This is a genomic window from Pseudomonas sp. AC083 (assembly GCF_979253165.1).
Map to the genome: position 1 here is coordinate 54,397 of NZ_CEEDDH010000005.1, position 19,803 is coordinate 74,199.

At 61.0% G+C, this 19,803-nt stretch carries 16 protein-coding genes and 1 tRNA gene; 13 read left to right on the plus strand and 4 right to left on the minus strand.

Annotation, left to right across the window (positions count from 1 at the left end; genetic code table 11):
* Positions 1-11 precede the first annotated feature (11 nt).
* From AC0IXA_RS10575 to pgaD, 6 genes are all read left to right on the plus strand, one after another.
* Positions 12-647: an NADH:ubiquinone oxidoreductase subunit N gene (locus AC0IXA_RS10575; RefSeq protein WP_071174014.1), complete on the plus strand. Its 636-nt coding sequence runs from the start codon at positions 12-14 to the stop codon at positions 645-647.
* Between the two features lie 249 nt (positions 648-896).
* Positions 897-2,402, plus strand: coding sequence for a YdgA family protein (locus tag AC0IXA_RS10580; protein WP_016772258.1), 1,506 nt, complete (start codon positions 897-899; stop codon positions 2,400-2,402).
* A gap of 236 nt (positions 2,403-2,638) precedes the next feature.
* Positions 2,639-5,119 carry a poly-beta-1,6 N-acetyl-D-glucosamine export porin PgaA gene (pgaA, locus tag AC0IXA_RS10585; protein ID WP_341638323.1) on the plus strand — a complete coding sequence of 827 codons (2,481 nt, stop codon included), beginning with the start codon at positions 2,639-2,641 and terminating at the stop codon, positions 5,117-5,119.
* A gap of 12 nt (positions 5,120-5,131) precedes the next feature.
* Positions 5,132-7,129, plus strand: coding sequence for a poly-beta-1,6-N-acetyl-D-glucosamine N-deacetylase PgaB (gene pgaB / locus AC0IXA_RS10590; protein WP_471812955.1), 1,998 nt, complete (start codon positions 5,132-5,134; stop codon positions 7,127-7,129).
* A gap of 1 nt (position 7,130) precedes the next feature.
* The gene (gene pgaC / locus AC0IXA_RS10595) at positions 7,131-8,486 is read left to right on the plus strand and encodes a poly-beta-1,6-N-acetyl-D-glucosamine synthase (RefSeq protein ID WP_341638325.1); all 1,356 of its coding nucleotides are present in this window, start codon (positions 7,131-7,133) and stop codon (positions 8,484-8,486) included.
* Positions 8,483-9,013 (plus strand): poly-beta-1,6-N-acetyl-D-glucosamine biosynthesis protein PgaD, encoded by a 531-nt coding sequence (gene pgaD / locus AC0IXA_RS10600; protein WP_471812957.1) that lies wholly within the window; start codon positions 8,483-8,485, stop codon positions 9,011-9,013. Before pgaC ends, pgaD begins: the two co-directional genes overlap by 4 nt.
* 109 nt (positions 9,014-9,122) lie before the next feature.
* Here pgaD and AC0IXA_RS10605 read toward each other — a convergent pair whose 3' ends face one another.
* Positions 9,123-10,646 carry an FAD-dependent oxidoreductase gene (locus AC0IXA_RS10605; RefSeq protein ID WP_471812959.1) on the minus strand — a complete coding sequence of 508 codons (1,524 nt, stop codon included), beginning with the start codon at positions 10,644-10,646 and terminating at the stop codon, positions 9,123-9,125.
* A 139-nt stretch (positions 10,647-10,785) separates the two neighbouring features.
* Here AC0IXA_RS10605 and AC0IXA_RS10610 point away from each other — a divergent pair, with 139 nt between their 5' ends.
* The 4 genes from AC0IXA_RS10610 to AC0IXA_RS10625 all read left to right on the plus strand — a co-directional run bounded on the left by AC0IXA_RS10610 (position 10,786) and on the right by AC0IXA_RS10625 (position 12,426).
* On the plus strand, positions 10,786-11,346 hold the full coding sequence (locus tag AC0IXA_RS10610) for a YbhB/YbcL family Raf kinase inhibitor-like protein (protein WP_016772253.1): 561 nt from the start codon (positions 10,786-10,788) through the stop codon (positions 11,344-11,346).
* Between the two features lie 46 nt (positions 11,347-11,392).
* Positions 11,393-11,662: a hypothetical protein gene (locus tag AC0IXA_RS10615; RefSeq protein WP_341638328.1), complete on the plus strand. Its 270-nt coding sequence runs from the start codon at positions 11,393-11,395 to the stop codon at positions 11,660-11,662.
* Positions 11,663-11,815: 153 nt separating this feature from the next.
* Positions 11,816-12,115 carry a type II toxin-antitoxin system Phd/YefM family antitoxin gene (locus AC0IXA_RS10620; RefSeq protein ID WP_341638329.1) on the plus strand — a complete coding sequence of 100 codons (300 nt, stop codon included), beginning with the start codon at positions 11,816-11,818 and terminating at the stop codon, positions 12,113-12,115.
* Entirely contained in the window at positions 12,115-12,426 is a 312-nt protein-coding gene (locus AC0IXA_RS10625) for a type II toxin-antitoxin system RelE/ParE family toxin (protein WP_471813091.1), read from the plus strand. The genes AC0IXA_RS10620 and AC0IXA_RS10625 overlap by 1 nt, the downstream gene beginning before the upstream one ends.
* Positions 12,427-12,494: 68 nt before the next feature.
* On the opposite strand, the gene AC0IXA_RS10630 is transcribed toward AC0IXA_RS10625, so the two are convergent.
* Positions 12,495-12,571 (minus strand) — tRNA-Arg (locus AC0IXA_RS10630).
* A gap of 433 nt (positions 12,572-13,004) precedes the next feature.
* On the opposite strand from AC0IXA_RS10630, the gene gabD reads away from it, so the two are divergent.
* The 3 genes from gabD to AC0IXA_RS10645 all read left to right on the plus strand — a co-directional run bounded on the left by gabD (position 13,005) and on the right by AC0IXA_RS10645 (position 17,256).
* Entirely contained in the window at positions 13,005-14,447 is a 1,443-nt protein-coding gene (gene gabD, locus AC0IXA_RS10635) for an NADP-dependent succinate-semialdehyde dehydrogenase (RefSeq protein ID WP_024011131.1), read from the plus strand.
* A gap of 185 nt (positions 14,448-14,632) precedes the next feature.
* A complete protein-coding gene (gene gabT / locus AC0IXA_RS10640) occupies positions 14,633-15,910 on the plus strand; it encodes a 4-aminobutyrate--2-oxoglutarate transaminase (RefSeq protein WP_016772251.1) in 1,278 nt (425 codons plus the stop codon).
* Positions 15,911-16,044: 134 nt separating this feature from the next.
* Positions 16,045-17,256 (plus strand): HDOD domain-containing protein, encoded by a 1,212-nt coding sequence (locus AC0IXA_RS10645; RefSeq protein ID WP_471812963.1) that lies wholly within the window; start codon positions 16,045-16,047, stop codon positions 17,254-17,256.
* Positions 17,257-17,391: 135 nt separating this feature from the next.
* Here the strand turns inward: AC0IXA_RS10645 and AC0IXA_RS10650 are convergent, their stop codons facing one another.
* Both AC0IXA_RS10650 and desA read right to left on the minus strand, forming a co-directional pair.
* On the minus strand, positions 17,392-18,381 hold the full coding sequence (locus tag AC0IXA_RS10650) for a GGDEF domain-containing protein (protein WP_122751857.1): 990 nt from the start codon (positions 18,379-18,381) through the stop codon (positions 17,392-17,394).
* A 195-nt stretch (positions 18,382-18,576) separates the two neighbouring features.
* The gene (gene desA, locus AC0IXA_RS10655; protein ID WP_016772248.1) at positions 18,577-19,761 is read right to left on the minus strand and encodes a delta-9 fatty acid desaturase DesA; all 1,185 of its coding nucleotides are present in this window, start codon (positions 19,759-19,761) and stop codon (positions 18,577-18,579) included.
* Between the last annotated feature and the right edge of the window lie 42 nt (positions 19,762-19,803).

A 19,803-nucleotide genomic window follows, 5' to 3' on the forward strand; every position in this document is an offset into this window, starting at 1 on the left:
GGAAACCAATAATGAAAAACCCTTACGCTCTCGGCTTCTGGTGCGCTCTGGTCGCACTGGTGCTGCTCTCGGCCACGTATTTCTACGGGATCATGCTGGCTCACCAGATCGATACGGCGATGATCTTCCTCGACAGCGCCGTTGCGCTGATCGCGGTGATGGCGATCGTCGTCGTCGCGTGGACCTCGATTCAGCTGCAACGGGTCAAGAAGCGCCAGCTCGAACGGGGCAGGATGCTCGTGCTGATCTGGGACACCAAAGTCGCCCTGCGCCGGGTCGAAACCGTGTTCGACCGCTATTTCTGGGGCAGCTACTGGCAGCCCGGGCGAACCTTCGCCGAAGTCATGGGCGAGCTCACCGGCACGCCGCTGGAAAAAAGCCTCGAAGCCCTGAAGAAGCAATGCCTGGAACTCGACAAGCAGATCGCCGATGACGGCTGGCACTGGCTGAACAACGCCCGCGAGCTCTCCGACGTCGCCACGGCCATGGCCCGCGAACGCTATCAGCTGGATTTCTGCGATGTGCGGGCGGATACCACCGGCGGAGCGGTGATCGATCGTGACTTCGAAGTGCTGGTGTATACCTGGACCGCGCGGCTGAAGAGCTTTGATCATCAGCTGGATGAAATCGAGGTTCAATATTCCTGAAATCAAAAGATCGCAGCCTTCGGCAGCTCCTACAGGACAATCGGATTGCAAATGTAGGAGCTGCCGAAGGCTGCGATCTTTTTGCTCTCCCAAGTGTCCATAGACACTCTTTAACCTTTAAACATTGGGCCGTCGTCCGCGCCCGGTGCTAATCTCCACCGCTTAATTGCGCACAGTCGAGCCGCGACCCGATCCCGGGTTCAAGGAAGACGACTTCATCCACAGCCACGGAAACCGATCAGGTCATTCATGAATAAATCAGCAGGCGTGCTTCTCGGAATTGTTGTTGCCATTGGCGCGATCAGCGCAGGCGGGGCCTGGTACACCGGGACCAAGATCGAAGGCGTGCTGAACAACGCCGTGACCAATGCCAACAAAGAGTTGCAGACCGCCATGGCCGGCTCCAACGGCACCGCGTCGCTGGAACTGGTGTCGCTGGAACGCCACACCTTCACCAGCACCGCGCACTATCGTCTCAAGGGCGAGGGCGAGATGTTCGGCGATGCGCCGGTCGAGCTGCTGTTCGTCGACCACATCGAACACGGCCCGCTGCCGTTCTCGCGTCTGGTTTCGCTGAAGTGGCTGCCGGTCATGGCCACCAGCAACTACGAGCTGGAAAAGAGCCCGTCCACGGAAAAATGGTTCGCCGCCACCAACGGCGCCGCGCCGCTCAAGGGCGTGACCAACATCGGTTACGACGAATCGACCACCAGCACTCTGAATCTGGTGCCGTTCGAAACTGCGCTGGATGAGCAGTCGAGCCTGAAGTTTTCCGGTCTGAGCATGGACATCGCCGCCAGCGCCCAGGCGCAGAAGGTCAAGGCCGACGGTTACATGGACAATCTGAAACTGGTCACCGTGTCGGAAGACCAGGCGCCGGTGCAGGTCGAGCTCAACGGTCTGACCCTGGCCAGCAACCTCGCCAAGAGCAGCTACGGCTACTACACCGGGGAAAACACCCTGGAAGTGACCAGCAGCAAAACCACCTTCGGCGCCAAGCCGATGGTGCTGGGCGTGAAGAACTTCGAAATGAAGAACCGCACCGAAGAAAGCGGCAGCAACGCCTCGGGGCGTGCCGACTACAAAATCGGCGAAGTGACGCTCAACGACAAGAAAGTCGGTTCGGCGGCCATGGCCATGAGCCTGAAGAACCTCGACATTCCGTCGACCATGTCGCTGATGCAGATCTACCAGACCAAACTGCAGCCGTACGAAAAAGCTGCCGCCGAAGCTGCCGCACAGGGGTTGCCGGCACCGGAGCTGAATCTGACCGAAGCGGAAAACGCCCAGGTCAAAGCCGATCTGCAGAAGTTGCTGGCGGCCGGTCCGCAGCTGGCGCTGGAGAACCTTTCGTTCAACACCGCCAACGGTGAAAGCCGCGCCAATCTGGTGATCGACCTGACCAAGCCGCAATCGATGGACCTGCCGCCGGATCAACTCGGCAAGCAACTGATCGCGCTGCTCGACCTGAACATTCAGGTGTCCAAGCCGATGCTGGTCGATCTGCTCAGCGTGCAGGCGCAACTCGATGGCCAGACTGACGCCAAAGCCATCGTCGATCAGTCCAAGGAAGCGGCGGACATGTTCGCCGGCATGGCGGTCGGCTCGCAATTGGCTGTCGCCGACGGCACCAACGTGGTGACCAAACTGCATTACGCGGCCAATCAGGTCGAATTCAACGGCCAGAAGATGACCGTCGAGCAGTTCATCGGCTTTCTCATGAGCAAGTTTGCCGGCGTCACCCAAGAGCAATAAGCCCACCGCGCTCCCTCCAGACGCCCGGCCCCTGTGTAAACAGGCGCCGGGCGTTTTGCTGTACGGGTTTTGTACAGACAGGCCGATTCTGAACAATTATTGCGTTGTGAAAATTCGACTACGCTTGCGTGCAGACTGCCTCACCAAGCTTGGCCGAGGGCTGTCATCGTCGGCCACCGTTACGAATGGGCAAGGAGGGCATTGCGACCCGGCTGGCCATGTAAGGATGCTGACAAATGCCGCGTATTGATGGCCCTGTATTACATCGTGGTTTGCGCCCTTTGTTCCGATTCGCCCTGTGCAGCCAGTTGCTCTGGCCAGTGCTGGCGTTGGCCGACACACCCTACGACGAGATGGTGCGCGATGCCCGCGCCGGGCACTACACGCCTGCGCTGACGGTTTTGCGTCAGGTGCCGCCGGGCCAGGCCAGCGACGGCCAGGTCAGCGATCACCTGCAAATCGCCAGTTGGGCCGGGCTCGATGCCGAAGTGGTCAAGGTCTATGAAACCCAGGGTCGCGACCGCGTCCTGCCGGTGCAGGCACTGACCGCCGCCGCGCGTGCCTATCGCAACCTCAAGCGCTGGGATCAGGCCACCCAGGTCTACAACAAAGCGCTGGCGCTGGAGCCGGACAACGCCGACCTGCAACTGGGCCTCGCGCTGACTCAGGCCGATGCCGGCAAGCCCGATCAGGCCGTCACCCGCGCCCAGGCGCTGGTTGCCGCCAAACCCGATGATCCTTCCCGCCGCCTCGCCTTGGGCTACGCCCTCGGTCGCGCCGGCAAACAGTACGACGCATTGTTTGAATTTGATCAGGCGTTTATCCGTGCCGGCAACAAACCGGAAGTCGCCCGTGAGTACGTGGTCGCGCTGCAAAAGGCCCGTCTGCCTGAACCGGCGCTGCGTCTGGCCAGTCAACGTCCCGGCCTGATTGATCCGGTGACCTTGCGCCGGCTCGAAGGCGATCTCGCCGCCGAACGCGTGCGCCTTGCCGAACTGGCCACCCGCAGCGAGAAGGAACGCTACGTCATCGCCGATCGCGCACTGGCCGATTACGACAAATTGCTCGCGACCTGGACGCCCGACGCCACTGCCCACGATGACGTGACGCGCTGGCGCATCGACCGCATGGGCGCGCTCAAGGCCCGCGCGCGCACTGCCGACGTCATCAGCGAGTACCAGAAACTGCAAGCCGAAGGCGTGGAGATTCCGACCTATGCACTGCGCTGGGTCGCGGCGTCTTATCTGGATCAACGCGAGCCTGAGATTGCCACCGATCTGTATCGGCAGGTGCTCTCGGCGCCGGACGCCGATGTCGGTGATCGTCTTGAGGACACCACTGCGCTGTACTACTCGCTGCTGGAAAGCGACCGCGCCGACGAAGCCCGCAAGGTCGCCGAGGACGCAGCGAAAGCCCAGCGTCCGCGTGTCGAGCTCAAGGGCTTGCCGATCGGCAACCCCAACGACGAATGGATGGATGCCCAGCAACTCGCCGCCCAGGCCGGTACCTACGGTTCCGATCTTCCGCACGGCGAAGAGCGCTTGCAGACGCTGGTCGATCAGGCACCGGGCAACCTTGGCTTGCGTCTGGCCCAGGCCGATCTCTACCTCGCCCGCCAGATGCCGCGCCGCGCGGAAAACCAGCTCAAGGAAACCGAGAGCATGGCCCCGCGCGATGCCGGCCTGGAGGTCGCTCAGGCGCGCACCGCGATGGAGTTGCAGGAGTGGCGGCAGAACGATGCGCTGGTCGACGACGTGGTCGCGCGCTATCCGGACAACCGCCAGGTGCAGCGCCTGGCTCGCGAACGGGAAGTGCATGACATGGCCGAACTGCGTGTCGAAGCCTACGGCGGCAAGGCCAACGGTGGCGACAGCGGCGATGCCGGTGCGGTCAGCGGCAGCCGTGATTTCGGTATCCAGAGCATCCTTTACAGCCCACCGATCAACGAAGACTGGCGCGTGTTCGCCGGCGCCGGTTATGCCACCGGTGATTTCGCCGAAGGCACCGGTCACCATCGCTTCCAGCGGGTCGGCCTGGAACGGCGCACCCGTGACATGACCCTCGAAGCCGAGGTGTCGAATCATGATTACGGCTTCGGTGACAAACAGGGCGCACGCCTGGCGATTGCCCGCGACATCAACGATCACTGGCAATACGGCGGCAGCCTCGAATACCTCTCGGCGGAAACCCCGCTGCGCGCGCTCAACAGCGATATCAAGGCCAATGGCGGCAGTGCGTTCCTGCGCTGGCGCGCCAACGAAAGCCGCGAGTGGCGAGTGTCGGTCAGCCCGTCGCACTTCAGCGATGGCAACAACCGCGTCGAAGCCTTGGTGACCGGGCGCGAGGGCATCTATACCGCGCCGAACATTCAGGTCGACGCCGGCCTGGAAGTCGGCACCAGCCACAACTCGAAATCCGACGACGTGCCGTACTTCAACCCCAAGTCGGACTTCAGCGTGATGCCGCTGGTCAACGTCAATCACGTGCTCTACCACCGCTACGAGACTTCCTGGAGCCAGCAATTCCAGGCCGGCGCGGGCACCTACAGCCAGCGCGACCACGGCACCGGCGGCATGGCATTGCTCGGTTATGGCCAACGGTACGCCTGGAACGACGTGTTCGATGTGGGCGGCATGTTCAGTGTGATCAACCGGCCTTACGACGGTGATCGGGAAACTGATCTGCGTCTGCTCGTCGACCTCACTTTCCGCTTCTAGAAGAGTTTGAAGATGCCTTTTATCTCGCGTTTCATCCTTCTGCTGGGAGCGCTGCTGGTCAGCGCCTGCGCCCAGCAAGCCCCGGCCTTCGCGCCGCCCTCCGAGCGCCCGGTCGCGGCCAGTGAACAACCGTGGCCAAAAAACCATGTGCTCGGCATTGCCTACCACGATGTCGAAGACCGTGATCCCGATCAGGCCGTGGTGGCGGTGCGCACCGAGCGCATGATCGAGCAGCTCGCCTGGCTGCGCGAGAACGGCTACAAACCAGTGACCGTCGACCAGATCATGGCTGCGCGCAAGGGTGGCCCGGAGCTGCCGGCGAGAGCGGTGCTGCTCAGTTTCGATGACGGTTATGCCAGCTTCTATACCCGCGTGCTGCCGGTGCTGCGCGCCTACAACTGGCCAGCCTTGCTGGCGCCGGTGGGCACCTGGATCGACACGCCGCTCAATCAACCGGTGGATTTCGCCGGCACGCCGCGTAACCGTGACAACTTCCTGACCTGGCAGCAGATCCGCGAAATTTCCAAGTCCGGGTTGGTAGAGATCGCCGCTCACACCGATGCCAACCACAAAGGCATTCTTGGCAACCCGCAGGGCAACCTGCAACCGGCCGCCGCGACCCGGCGTTATGACCCGGTGACCAAGCGCTATGAATCCGAAGCCGATTTCCAGGCACGCATTCGTACCGACGTGAAGAACATTTCCGAGAAGATCCGCAAGGCCACCGGTTACAAACCACGGGTCTGGGTCTGGCCGTACGGCACCGCCGACGGTACCTCGCTGACCGTGGTCGGTGAGGAGGGCTATGAAATGGCCCTGACGCTGGACGACGGCCTCGACACCCTCGATAACCTGATGAGCGGGCCGCGCTTTCTCGTCGCGTCCGATCCTGACGGCGAGCATTTCGCCAACAGCATCGTTTCGGTGCAGGCCGAAGCGCCGATGCGCGTGGTGCATGTCGATCTCGACAACGTCTACGACCCGGACCCGGCTCAGCAGGACATCAACCTCGGCAAACTGGTGCAGCGCGTGGCTGACCTCGGCGCCAGCACGGTGTTCCTGCAAGCCTTCGCCGATCCCAAGGGCGATGGTCTGGTGCATTCACTGTACTTCCCCAACCGTCACTTGCCGATGCGCGCCGACCTGTTCGACCGCGTCGCCTGGCAGTTGCGCACCCGTGCCCATGTGAAAGTCTTTGCATGGATGCCGGTGCTGAGTTTCGAACTGGATTCGAAACTGCCGCGTGTAACCCGCTGGGACCCGAAAACCGCCATCACCTCGGTCGATCCGAAGCAGTACAAACGCCTGTCACCGTTCAATCCCGAAGTGCGCAAGATCATCGGTGAAATCTATGAAGACGTGGCGCGGCTGACCTCGGTCGACGGCATTCTCTATCACGACGATGCGGTGCTCTCGGATTTCGAAGACGCCAGCCCGGATGCCTTGAAGGCCTATGCCGCTCAAGGTCTGCCGGGTTCGATTGCCGCGCTGCGCGACGATCCGGCGGCGATGCAACGCTGGACGCGTTTCAAGAGCCGCTACCTGATCGACTTCACCAACGAACTGACCGCGAAGGTCCGTGCGATTCGCGGTCCGCAAGTGCTGACCGCGCGCAACATCTTCGCCGAACCGATGCTCAATCCTGAAAGCGAAGCGTGGTTCGCGCAGAACCTCGATGACTTCCTCGCCACCTACGACTGGACGGCGCCGATGGCCATGCCATTGATGGAAAAACAGACGCTGGCCGAGTCCGGCCCGTGGCTGGAAGAACTGGTTGCCACGGTGAAGAAACGCCCCGGCGCGCTCAACCGCACCGTGTTCGAATTGCAGGCGCGTGACTGGAACCAGAAGGATCAGGCCGATATCGATGCTGTGCATCTGGCGGACTGGATGGGCCGGCTCAAGCGTCAGGGCGCGACCAGTTTCGGTTACTACCCGGACAACTTCCTCGACAACCTGCCAGACCTGAAAACCGTAAGGCCTGCACTCTCCAACAAATGGAATCCATAACATGCTGGATAGACTGTTAGCCCTGCTTGTTCTGGCGATTGTCCTTGGCGTTCCGCTGGGGCTGATCTTCCTGGTGACCGGCCAGTTCCTGATGTCGTTCGTATTCTTCTACCCGCTGTTCATGTCCGGGTTGTGGATCGCCGGCGGCCTGTATTTCTGGCTGCACTGGGAGCGCCACTGGCCATGGCAGGACGACACGCTGCCGCCGCCGCTGGAAGGCGAGCCGCTGATTTCGATCCTGATTCCTTGCTACAACGAAGGCGATAACGCGGCCGATACCATTTACGCAGCGCTGGCCCAGCACTACCCGAACATCGAAGTCATCGCGATCAACGACGGCTCCAAGGACAACACTGCCGCTGTGCTCGATGCGCTGGCCAAGGAAGATCCGCGACTGCGGGTCCTGCATCTGGCGGAAAACCAGGGCAAGGCTGTGGCCCTGCGCATGGGCGCGATCGCTGCACGCAGTGAGTATCTGGTGTGCATTGATGGCGACGCCTTGCTGGCGCCCAATACGGCGGCGTATCTGGTCGCGCCGATGCTGGATAACGCACGCCTTGGCGCGGTCACCGGCAATCCGCGCATCCGCACTCGTTCGACCTTGATCGGGCGGGTGCAGGTCGGCGAGTTCTCCTCGATCATCGGCCTGATCAAACGTACGCAACGGGTGTTCGGGCGCATCTTCACCGTCTCCGGCGTGATCGTCGCGTTCCGTCGTACTGCGCTGAACCGGGTCGGCTACTGGAGCCCGGACATGATCACCGAAGACATCGACATCAGCTGGAAGCTGCAACTGGATCACTGGAGCATCTTCTACGAACCGCGTGCGCTGTGCTGGATCCTCATGCCGGAAACCCTCGGCGGCCTGTGGAAGCAGCGTCTGCGCTGGGCTCAGGGCGGCGCCGAAGTGCTGTTCAAGAACATTCGCGGCATCTGGCAGTACCGCCATCGCTACCTGTGGCCGCTGCTGTTCGAATACTGCCTGTCCACTGGTTGGGCGTTCACTTTCCTGCTGTCGGTGATTTTCTGGGGCATGGGCAAGTTCATGGTCATGCCCGACGCGATCGCCGTCGATCACCTGATGCCGCCGGCCTTCACCGGTCTGTTGCTGGCGTTCGTCTGCCTGGTGCAGTTCGCCGTCAGCATCGTCATTGATCGGCGCTATGAACCGGGTCTGGGCAAGACCATGTTCTGGGTGGTCTGGTATCCGCTGGTGTTCTGGCTCGTCAGTCTGCTGACCACCTTGGTCAGCTTCCCCAAGGTGTTGTTCAGCCAACACAAAAAACGCGCGCGCTGGGTCAGTCCTGATCGGGGTATCAAACCGCTGGGCGACGACCAGGAGGAAGTCATCAAATGAAAATTATCCGGACTCGCCAACGGCCCTTTCTGGTGGTGATCGACGTGATCCTCACCGTCCTGGCCTGGGTTGGCCTGCTGTTCCTGCTGGTACGCGGGTTATGGCCGTTGATCGAAACCACCGGCGGCCCGCGCATCGATCATTCGGCGTTCGATGCCCTGGGCACTTTGCAGGTTTATATGTGGGTGGCGCTGGTCAACGCGGTGATCCTGATCGGCTGGGCGCGTTACCAGCAACGCAAAAGCCGCAGCTTCGCCCAGCGCCGTTTGCCGTCACCGGTGATTGGCGATGAAGGTCTGAGCAAGAGTTTCAAGCTGTGCGACGAGCGTTTCCAGAAATTGCGCACGCCGGGGGTGATGACCATTCACAACGACCAGGACGGCGACATCAGCCATGTGGAAACGCATTTCTGGCCGGTTCAGCAGCAGGCACTGCCGGCGCCGCTGGCACCCCTTGAGCATCCACGGGTGATCTTTCTGCATGCCGAAGAAGATGACAGTCGCGAGCCGGTGAAGCGCCTGACGTGACCCCCACTGTAGGAGCTGCCTAAGGCTGCGATCTTTTGATTTGCTTATGTAAAAACAAGATCAAGAGATCGCAGCCTCGTTGCACTCGTCAGCTCCTATAGGACCGGTGTCAGGCCTGGATCAGCGTCCAGGCCTCTTTCATCCGCAAAGGTTGCTTCATTCGCTCGGCCAGCAGCGCCATTGCGCGTTGCTTGTCGCAGGCCACCGCCGCAACGACGATGCCGTCTTTTGCAAACAGGCCAATGAACGGCGGCTGTTCCGGCTCACCGTTGAACTCGACCTCGTCCCACTCCTGCGCGTGACCGAGATACTCGTAGTTCTTACCAAAGTGGTAGGTCCAGAAAAACGGCACATCCAGATAATGTTCCTCGTCACCGAGCATGTTGGCCGCAGCGATGCGCGCGTGTTGCTGGGCCAGGCGCCAATGCTCGATACGGGTTGGCTGGCCGCTCAACGGGAACGTGGCGATATCACCGATGGCCCACAAGCCATCGCTGACGCGCATGCCGTCATCGACACGCAACGATTGGTCTTCTTCCTTGGGCAATGATTCGAAAGGTTCAGTGGCCGGGTGAACGCCGACGCCGGCGAGAACCAGATCCGCTGCCAAGCGCAGACCGTTGTCGAGCAGCACGCCCTCGACCTTGTCCTCACCAAGGATCTGCGTAGCCTCGTGTTCGCTGATGAACTTCACCCCGTGCTCTTCGTGCAGGGCGCGAATCGCCTTGCCCACGGCCTCGCCGAATTGCTTGGCAAACGGGACTGCGTGGCGTGCCAGCACGGTAACGTCGAGGCCGTATTCGCGCAGGGCTGACGCGCATTCGAGGGCGATGAAACTGTCGCCGATGATCACCGCGCGCTGGCCCGGTTGAGCGGCGTTGATGATCTGTTCAGCTTGGGCTTTCGAACGCAGGACGAAGACGTTGGCCAACTCGGCACCAGGCAGCTTCAACGGATTGGGCGCGCCACCGGTGGCGAGTACAGCGGCGTCGTAGCGCAGGATGCCGCCATTGTTCAGATGAAGTGTTTTGCCTGGAGCGTCAAGTGAGCTGACTTCGCCTTGCACACGTTCGATGCGCTGCGTTTGGTAGAACGCCTCATCGCGCAAGGTTGGCACTTCTTTTGCCGCCATTTCCCCAGCCAGAACAAATTTGCTTAACACCGTGCGGTCGTAGCCGGCATCCGGCTCGCCGTCGATCAGCACAATGCGCCCGCCAAAACCCTTCTCGCGCAGTGCCGCCGCGCACGCCGTGCCTGCGGCGCCGGCGCCGACCACCACGAAGGTTCTTGGATCGTCAGCGGGCGGGGTGTGCGGATCGGGCAGGGGCTGGTCATCGACCCACACTTCATCGCCGCGCAACTCCAGCGGATAGCGCTTGAGACTGTCCAGCGATGGCGGCTCGCACAGGCCACCGTCCTCGGCGCGGTACGCGGCTTTGTGCCAAGGGCAGATCAACCTGCCGTGACACAACGCACCTTCAGCCAGCGGTGCACCGGCATGCGGGCAGAGCCCCTGAAACGCCCGCAACTCGCCGTTGGCACGCAACAGGACGATCTTGCAGTCGCCGATTTCGACTTGCAGGCCACGGTCTTGCGGAACATCGGCGAAGCGGGCGACACGGTGCAGGGACATCTTCGGCTTCCTCGCAGGCATTTCTCTTGTGAGTTGGTGCTGGCGCGCGAGGTTCAGCCATTTGCTACTGCCAAGGCACGAACGGTACAGCTATAGTTTGCGGGCCGACGACGGCCTCACTGCACAAGGTGCTCCCGGAATGACCCGATTGACCTCTCTCAACCCATGGCTGGCGGCCATCGCCGTGACCCTTTGCGTGCAGTTCCCGGCACAGGCCCAGGAACGCTTCACCCTGAGCATCCCCGGCGTGTCGGATAACCGTCTGTTCACCTCGGCCGCCGCCAGCGACGCACCCGGTTGCGGCGGCAAGAACCAGTCGCCGGCGCTGAGCTGGAACGCCGGCCCGGCCGGTACCCAGAGTTACGCCATCGTCATGCACGACCCGGATGGCCAGAAAGGCCTGGGCGTGGATCACTGGATTCACTACGGCATCAAACCTACCACCCACCAGATCGCGGCCGGCGTCGGTGCCAAATCCGCCCTCGAAGGCGTCGGCGGCACCAACAGCAAAGGAAACACCCATTACATGGGTCCGTGCCCGCCAGTGGGCGATAGCGCGCACCACTACATCATCCAGATCTACGCCCTCGACCTCGCCCCGGACGCCCTGCCTGCCGGCCTGACCCGCGCCGAGCTGATGGAAAAAATCAAAGGCCATGTGCTGCGCAACAGCAGCGCGGTGCGGCGTTATCACCGCTGAGGTTCGGCCGCTCACGGGCGGCTGACTGCTCTGATTCCCCAGCCATTTGGCATTGCCCCGCGAAAACGCGCACTATCGAGCCATTGCCAATGCGCTGGAGGACACCGTGGCAGCAAAAATCGACCGCATCGCCCAGCTACTCAACTGCCCGGAAAAGGGCGAACAAATGCGGCGTGCAGTAACCGAGACACGTAAGGAATTTCTGCTGAATCAGCCGGAAGAAGACATCGTTGAAGAAGATGAGCTGTTTGACGAGGCTGAGGAGGAGGGGGATGACGACGATGAATATGATGAGTTTGACTGGACGACGGAGTGATCTGCTTGAAATCCTGCCATCTCTATGCGATGGATGCGTTAACCCTTGACCGCGCATAGCTGACGCCTGCACGCCGTGGACTATTTGCTCATTGACCCAAGACTTCTTAAAAGAGCACTATAAGGTACTTTTTTACGTACCTTTGGAGTCGTCATGGAGCAGCTGCTTGCTAATCGCTCGGTGAGTATTACCGAATTAAAACGCAGCCCCAGTACGGTGATTGACCAGGCTGGGGCAGAACCCATCGCCGTTCTCAACCATAATCGTCCGGCTGCCTATTTATTAGCCCATGCGACATATCAAGAATTATTAGATCGTCTTCGGGCGGCTGAATTGCGTGAAGCGATTGCTGCAAGTCGCAATGATCCTCGTCCAGTTGTCGCAGCCGATACAGTATTTGCAGAGCTTGATGCGCTTATAGATGACATCGAAGCTGAGCAAAATCACGGATGATGCGATTATTATTTTCAGCAATTTCCCGAGATGATCTGTTGCAGATTGCCCGCTATATCGCTCGTGACAATCCTGGACGTGCTCGTTCTTTCGTCGCCGAATTACGTATGCGATGTGCTCAATTGACCAGTTTGCCAAATCAAGGAATTGCCCGGGAGGATTGCGCCAAAGGTCTGAAAATGATCACTCACGGCAGATACCTCATTTTCTACTCAATATTGAAAAGTGATGTGCTGATAGAGCGGGTACTACATGGCGCGCGGGATATAACGCGGCTATTTGATACCCCCACCACGGATCAGCCTCAATAAGTCTCATATATCGTTACCCACAAAAAAGCCCCGGACCATCACAGTCCGGGGCTTTCTCGTTTGATTCATGGTGCACCAGGCGGGATTCGAACCCACGACCCCTGCCTTCGGAGGGCAGTACTCTATCCAGCTGAGCTACTGGTGCAGCGGGCGACATCATACCTAGGTCGGCTCGGGGCGTCCATGCCGGGTTTGGCGGGTTTTGTCAGTGTGCGTGTCGGCGCAAAATCGCTGCATTCCTTAAAGCGGTAACGTCCTGCAAAACCCTCGCTTGGCGCTTTGCCGGGGTTGATCTAAGGTTTTTCCTGCGGCACGGGTTTTCAGTACGTTGATCTGAAAAGCGGCATTTTTGTTCTTTTTTTCGAACGACCTATTGTCCTTTACCCCCTTTGAACCTACGATCCGTTTGAGATTTCAAACGCTCTTTGGCGGGATGTTGCAGCGCAGGTGCGCCCGGTCGTGCACTGTAGACGCGCCACAATCCGCTCACTGATTTCCCTGACGGCAGCCTTGCGAGGCGCCTTTCTACAATCATAATTTGCTCCGCGCAGGCCGCGGTGCTGTTAAGGAAAGCCGACATGCAGCTTAAAGACACCCAGTTGTTCCGCCAGCAAGCCTTCATCGATGGCGCTTGGGTCGATGCCGACAACGGTCAGACGATCAAGGTCAACAATCCGGCCACCGGCGAAATCCTCGGCACCGTGCCGAAGATGGGCGCCGCTGAAACCCGCCGTGCCATCGAGGCCGCCGACAAGGCGCTGCCGGCCTGGCGTGCGCTGACCGCCAAAGAGCGTGCCGGCAAGCTGCGTCGCTGGTTCGAACTGATGATCGAGAACCAGGACGACCTCGCGCGCCTGATGACCCTCGAGCAAGGCAAGCCGCTGGCCGAAGCCAAGGGCGAAATCGTTTACGCCGCATCGTTCATCGAGTGGTTCGCCGAAGAAGCCAAGCGCATCTACGGTGATGTGATTCCGGGCCATCAGCCGGACAAGCGCCTGATCGTCATCAAGCAGCCGATCGGCGTCACCGCTGCGATCACTCCGTGGAACTTCCCGGCAGCAATGATCACTCGCAAGGCCGGCCCAGCACTGGCCGCCGGTTGCACCATGGTGCTCAAGCCGGCTTCGCAAACTCCATTTTCCGCTTTCGCCCTGGCCGAGCTGGCCCAGCGTGCGGGCATTCCGGCGGGCGTGTTCAGCGTGGTGTCCGGCAGCGCCGGCGACATCGGCAGCGAGCTGACCAGCAACCCGATCGTGCGCAAACTGTCCTTCACCGGCTCGACCGAAATCGGTCGCCAGTTGATGGCCGAATGCGCCAAGGACATCAAGAAAGTCTCGCTGGAACTGGGCGGCAACGCGCCGTTCATCGTGTTCGACGACGCCGATCTGGATAAGGCCGTCGAAGGCGCGATCATTTCCAAGTACCGCAACAACGGCCAGACCTGCGTCTGCGCCAACCGTCTGTACATTCAGGACGCGGTCTACGATGCGTTCGCCGAGAAGCTGAAAGTGGCTGTGGCCAAACTGAAGATCGGCAACGGTCTGGAAGACGGCACCACCACCGGCCCGCTGATCGACGAAAAAGCGGTGGCCAAGGTTCAGGAACACATCGCTGACGCCGTAAGCAAAGGCGCCACCGTACTGGCGGGCGGCAAGGCGATGGAAGGCAATTTCTTCGAGCCGACCATCCTGACCAACGTGCCGAAAAACGCGGCCGTGGCCAAGGAAGAAACCTTTGGTCCGCTGGCGCCGCTGTTCCGCTTCAAAGACGAAGCCGAAGTGATCGCCATGTCCAACGACACCGAATTCGGTCTGGCTTCTTACTTCTACGCTCGTGACCTTGGCCGTGTGTTCCGTGTCGCCGAAGCGCTGGAGTACGGCATGGTCGGCGTCAACACCGGGCTGATCTCCAACGAAGTCGCGCCGTTTGGCGGCATCAAGGCTTCGGGCCTGGGCCGTGAAGGCTCCAAGTACGGCATCGAAGACTACCTGGAAATCAAATACCTCTGCCTGGGCATCTAAGCCGGGAAAGGGATCGCTGCAAACGCAAAGGGCACGAGAGCGCTGTCCCTTTGCGTCGTTTCAAAAAGGAATTTTCTCTGCGGCCAGGAACGCCGTGGCAGTCGATCATCGCATGCTGCTACCGCCGATTTCTCCCGCTTCATCCTTGAACCACGCCGCCCGATGAGCGGCGAATGAGGACTGTAATGAGCAAGACTAACGCTGAACTGATGGCCCGCCGCACCAATGCCGTACCTCGTGGTGTTGGCCAGATTCACCCGATCTTCGCCGAGTCGGCAAAGAACGCCACCGTAACCGACGTTGAAGGTCGTGAGTTCATCGACTTCGCCGGCGGTATCGCTGTACTGAACACCGGCCACGTGCACCCGAAAATCATCGCCGCCGTGACTGAACAGCTGAACAAGCTGACCCACACCTGCTTCCAGGTGCTGGCTTACGAGCCCTACGTTGAGCTGTGCGAAAAAATCAACGCCAAGGTGCCAGGTGATTTCGCCAAGAAAACCCTGCTGGTCACCACCGGTTCCGAAGCCGTTGAAAACGCCGTGAAGATCGCCCGTGCCGCCACTGGCCGCGCTGGCGTGATCGCTTTCACCGGCGCTTACCACGGTCGCACCATGATGACCCTCGGCCTGACCGGTAAAGTCGTGCCGTACTCGGCGGGCATGGGCCTGATGCCAGGCGGGATCTTCCGCGCGTTGTACCCGAACGAACTGCACGGCGTGAGCATCGACGATTCGATCGCTTCCATCGAACGCATCTTCAAGAACGACGCCGAGCCGAAAGACATCGCTGCAATCATCATCGAGCCGGTGCAGGGCGAAGGCGGTTTCTACGTCGCGCCGAAGGAATTCATGAAGCGTCTGCGTGCGCTGTGCGACCAGCACGGCATCCTGCTGATCGCTGACGAAGTGCAGACCGGTGCTGGCCGTACCGGCACCTTCTTCGCCATGGAACAGATGGGCGTTGCCGCCGACCTGACCACTTTCGCCAAGTCCATCGCTGGCGGCTTCCCGCTGGCCGGCGTGTGCGGCAAGGCCGAATACATGGACGCCATTGCTCCGGGCGGCCTGGGCGGCACTTACGCCGGTAGCCCGATCGCTTGCGCCGCTGCGCTGGCAGTCATGGAAGTGTTTGAAGAAGAGCAATTGCTGGACCGCTGCAAGGCTGTCGGCGAGCGCCTGGTCACCGGTTTGAAGGCGATTCAGGCCAAGTACCCGGTCATCGGTGAAGTGCGTGCGCTGGGCGCAATGATCGCGGTCGAGCTGTTCGAAAACGGCGACAGCCACAAGCCGAACCCGACTGCCGTGGCCGCTGTGGTGGCCAAGGCGCGTGACAAGGGCCTGATCCTGCTGTCCTGCGGCACTTACGGTAACGTGCTGCGTGTGCTGGTTCCGCTGACGTCGCCGGACGAGCAACTGGACAAAGGCCTGGCGATCATCGAAGAGTGCTTCTCTGAACTCTGATCCGCTCGTGTGACCCGCTCGACAAAAACCCGCTTCGGCGGGTTTTTTTCGCTCCTTGAAACACATCGGACGGGTTTGCGCTGTATCGAATCGCCAGCATTGACTAAGGTTCAGACATTGCAAGGAGAGCGCGCATGACTGCCGTTGATTTACCCGCCGTACCCCGGGTGTTGATTGCCGAGGCCGATCCCTGGTCCCGCGACCTGCTCAAACAAGTGCTGCTCAATGTGCGCTGCGATGCGCGCCTGGATTTGTGTGCCGATGGCCAGCAGGCAACGTCGCTGCTCAGCGAGGTGCCCTATGACCTGGCCATCGTCGATTGGGAACTGCCTGGCATCGACGGATTGCATGTGCTGCGCAGCGTCCGCCAGCGCAAACGCAATCCGCCGCTGCCGTTCATTCTGATGAGCAGCCGCAACGACAGCGCCAGCGTGCGCGAAGCGATTCCGCTGGCGCCGACGGCGTACCTGACCAAACCGTTGAACATGGAAGGCCTGACCGAGCGCTTGCAGGGGTTGCTGCTCAACGCTGGCGAAGCAGTGGTTTGCGAAGTGCCGGCACTGGCGCCGGGCATGACCCTGTCGGTGTTCCTTGAACGGCGTCGCGAGCAGGCCGATGGCGCGCCGTTGATGACCGACGTGCAAGTGGCGGTCAAGCGCAGCCTCAATCCCGAGGGGCTGGACCTCAAACTGCTGGAAGAAGAGGTCCGCACTGACCCGCAGATTACCGCCGTGCTGATCGCAGCCGCCAACAGTGCCGCGCAACACTACGGCGCGCCGGTGCAAACCCTGGCCCAGGCGCTGCACCGACTCGGCACCGGGCAGAGCATGAACCTGATTCTCGGGCTAGCGCTCAAACGCAGCGCGCGGCTCAGCGATCCATGCCTGGCGGATTACGCCGAGCGCTATTGGGGGCTGTCACTGCACACGGCAGAATACGCCCGCACGCTGGCGCGCCTGCTCGATCTCGATCAGGAGCGCTGCTATTGCGCGGGCATGCTGCATCGGCTCGGCGATCTGGCGCTGCTGCGCTGCCTGCAGGAATGGCAGCAGGCCGGCGGCGAGCTGGACGAGTTGGAGGAGGTCGGTGAAGCGTTGGCGAAGTTTGGCGCTTCTTATGGCTCGGCATTGCGCACCCGCTGGCGTCTGCCGCTGGAGTTGCGCGAGTTGATTGCTTCGGCCTACCAGCTCGGTGGTGGCGTTTACAGTCGCGAGGCGCTGGTGATGCACATGGCCGCGCAGATGGCGCGGCTGACCGAGCATGAAGGTGTCGAGGAGCTGGCGAAGAGCCGGACGGCGCGGTTGCTCAAGATCGGGCTGCCGGAGTTGATGCGGATGCGCAAATGACAGATCACCACATTCCAATGTGGGAGCGAGCCTGCTCGCAAAGGCGCCAGCGCAGGCAACATTTTTGTTGAAGGTGCAGGCCTCATCGCGGGCAAGCCCGCTCCCACAGGAATTGCGGCAGCCACAAAATACGGGTCAGGCCGCAATGATCCGGTTTTTGCCCTGCCGTTTCGCCTCGTACATCGCGGCATCCGCGCGGGCGAACAGGCTGTCCAGGCTTTTGTCTTCGTCGGTGAGGTTGGTCAGGCCCTGGCTTACGGTGATGCTGAACGGCTGGCCGTCGTGGTTGAAGCGCAACCGTTGAATTTCCTGCTGCAGGCGCTCTGCCACTTGCACGGCCATCTCCGGCGCACAGCCGGGGAACACCGCGGCGAACTCCTCACCGCCAATCCGCCCGAACAGGTCGCCACGGCGCAGTGAGCCGCGCCCGCATTCGGCGATCCGTTGCAGCACATTGTCGCCTTCGGGGTGGCCGTAGCTGTCGTTGATCACTTTGAAATCGTCGATGTCCAGCAGCAGGAAGGCCAGCGGTGTGCCTTGGCGCCGCGCCTCGGCGAACTCGCGGTGGGCGCATTCGAAGAAGTGGCGGCGGTTGCTGCTTTGCGTCAGCACATCGGTGGTGGCCAAGCGTTGCAGCTCGGTTTCCATGTGTTTTTTGTCAGTGATGTCTTCCGCGATGCCGACGATGATCACCGGCTGCCCGGGCTCGTCCTGGCGATTGATAAAGCATTTGTCGCTGAGCCAGCGCACCTGGCCATCGGCGGCAATGATGCGGTACTCGCGATCTTCCACCGCACCTCGGTGCAGGACTTCGGCAAGGCTCTGCTCGGCGTACTCCAGATCATCGGGGTAAATGCTGTCGCGCCATTGGTTGTAGTCCGCCAGCAACAACGCGGCGGAACGGCCGAAGATCCGTTCATAGGCCGGACTGACGTACAACACCTGGCGGGTTTCCCAGTTGAAAGCCCAGAGTACGGCGTTGACGCTGACCAGCAGCGAACTGATCAATTGTTCGCGCTCGCTCAGCCGCGCGACTTCGCCCTGCGCGTGCATCAGCGCCATCAGCGTTTGCGCGGCCTCGGGCCATTGGGTGAAGGTTGTGTCTTTCTGGTTGTTGTTGACCATCGGCACAAATCTCAAAGGGCGCGCCGCAATGTCGACGACGGCCACAGGACAACCCGCCGGAATGGCGAAGTGTCTTTGAGATAGGGGATTTTCGGCGAAGTTCCCGCCCATTACCGAGTCCCGCCGGGCGGCGGGGTTAAGGAGGCGACGTGTGCAACGAGGCTGCGACCTTCTAGATCACAGCCTCGTTGCAGGTCAGGCAGTCGCAGGACGCAGCGAGTAGGTTTTCAGCTGATCAGCAAAGTCACGCAACGACTGGATGCCACTGGCCTCGGCCTCGTGAATCCATTCCTTGATGGCGGCGAGCATGTCGTGGCCATTGGAACTGGTCTTGACCCAGATCTGCTGCAAAGCCAGGCGCTTCTCGTAGATCACTTTCAAAGCATGGCTGTGTTCGAGCATGGTCTGGATGCGCAAGTGATGACGGTCTTCCAGCAGGCTGGTTTCGCGCGACAGCAGGCGTTTGGCCCGGTGGAACTGGTGGCGCACCGAATGATCGACCTTGGCCAGCTCTTGCTTGACCAGCGGGCCGATCACCAATTTGCGGTACTGGGCCATGATCTGGAAGCGGTTGTTGAGGATCGCCATGGCGGTGTCCATGTCCAGGCTGCCCTTGCCTTCGACGCGGTGGGCAATCGGTGCGACCCGCTGCACCTTGGCCAGACGCAGGAAGCAGAAGACCTTGATCCACGCCCAGCCCAAGTCGAATTCCCACTTCTTGACCGACAGCTTGGCCGAGTTTGGGTAGGTGTGATGGTTGTTGTGCAGCTCTTCGCCGCCGATCAGGATGCCCCACGGCACCAGATTGGTCGCCGCGTCACGGCATTCGAAGTTGCGGTAGCCGACGGCATGGCCCAGACCGTTGATCACGCCAGCGGCCCACACCGGAATCCACATCATCTGGATCGCCCAGATGGTGATGCCGATGGTGCCGAACAGCAGCAGGTCGATCACGCCCATGATCGCCACGCCCAGCAGCGGATAGCGGCTGTAGACGTTGCGTTCGATCCAGTCTTCCGGGCAGTTCTTGCCGTAGATGCGCAGGGTTTCCGGGTTCTGCGCTTCGCTGCGGTACAGCTCGGCGCCGGTGCGCAGTACGGTGGACAGACCCTTGATGACCGGGCTGTGCGGGTCATCTTCGGTTTCGCATTTGGCGTGGTGTTTGCGGTGGATGGCGGTCCACTCGCGGGTGTTCTGCGCCGTGGTCAGCCACAGCCAGAAACGGAAAAAGTGCTTGAGGCCCGCATTCAGCTCGAGCGAGCGATGGGCCGAGTAACGGTGCAGATAGACCGTGACGGCAACAATCGTCACATGGGTCATCAGCAGGGTGACCGCGACCAGTGACCAGGCCGACAAGCCAAGAAAACCTTCGTACCACATAGGCTATAGGGCCCTCGATAAAGATAAAAACAGCCGTTGCAT

Excerpts from the sequence above, each read along its gene's own strand:
- pgaA (WP_341638323.1), top strand. The coding sequence starts at position 2,639 with ATGCCGCGTATTGATGGCCCTGTATTACATCGTGGTTTGCGCCCTTTG.
- gabT (WP_016772251.1), top strand. The coding sequence starts at position 14,633 with ATGAGCAAGACTAACGCTGAACTGATGGCCCGCCGCACCAATGCCGTA.
- AC0IXA_RS10645 (WP_471812963.1), top strand. The coding sequence starts at position 16,045 with ATGACTGCCGTTGATTTACCCGCCGTACCCCGGGTGTTGATTGCCGAG.
- AC0IXA_RS10605 (WP_471812959.1), bottom strand. The coding sequence starts at position 10,646 with ATGTCCCTGCACCGTGTCGCCCGCTTCGCCGATGTTCCGCAAGACCGT.
- AC0IXA_RS10620 (WP_341638329.1), top strand. The coding sequence starts at position 11,816 with ATGGAGCAGCTGCTTGCTAATCGCTCGGTGAGTATTACCGAATTAAAA.
- pgaC (WP_341638325.1), top strand. The coding sequence starts at position 7,131 with ATGCTGGATAGACTGTTAGCCCTGCTTGTTCTGGCGATTGTCCTTGGC.
- AC0IXA_RS10610 (WP_016772253.1), top strand. The coding sequence starts at position 10,786 with ATGACCCGATTGACCTCTCTCAACCCATGGCTGGCGGCCATCGCCGTG.
- pgaB (WP_471812955.1), top strand. The coding sequence starts at position 5,132 with ATGCCTTTTATCTCGCGTTTCATCCTTCTGCTGGGAGCGCTGCTGGTC.
- AC0IXA_RS10650 (WP_122751857.1), bottom strand. The coding sequence starts at position 18,381 with ATGGTCAACAACAACCAGAAAGACACAACCTTCACCCAATGGCCCGAG.
- desA (WP_016772248.1), bottom strand. The coding sequence starts at position 19,761 with ATGTGGTACGAAGGTTTTCTTGGCTTGTCGGCCTGGTCACTGGTCGCG.
- AC0IXA_RS10625 (WP_471813091.1), top strand. The coding sequence starts at position 12,115 with ATGCGATTATTATTTTCAGCAATTTCCCGAGATGATCTGTTGCAGATT.
- AC0IXA_RS10580 (WP_016772258.1), top strand. The coding sequence starts at position 897 with ATGAATAAATCAGCAGGCGTGCTTCTCGGAATTGTTGTTGCCATTGGC.
- gabD (WP_024011131.1), top strand. The coding sequence starts at position 13,005 with ATGCAGCTTAAAGACACCCAGTTGTTCCGCCAGCAAGCCTTCATCGAT.
- pgaD (WP_471812957.1), top strand. The coding sequence starts at position 8,483 with ATGAAAATTATCCGGACTCGCCAACGGCCCTTTCTGGTGGTGATCGAC.
- AC0IXA_RS10575 (WP_071174014.1), top strand. The coding sequence starts at position 12 with ATGAAAAACCCTTACGCTCTCGGCTTCTGGTGCGCTCTGGTCGCACTG.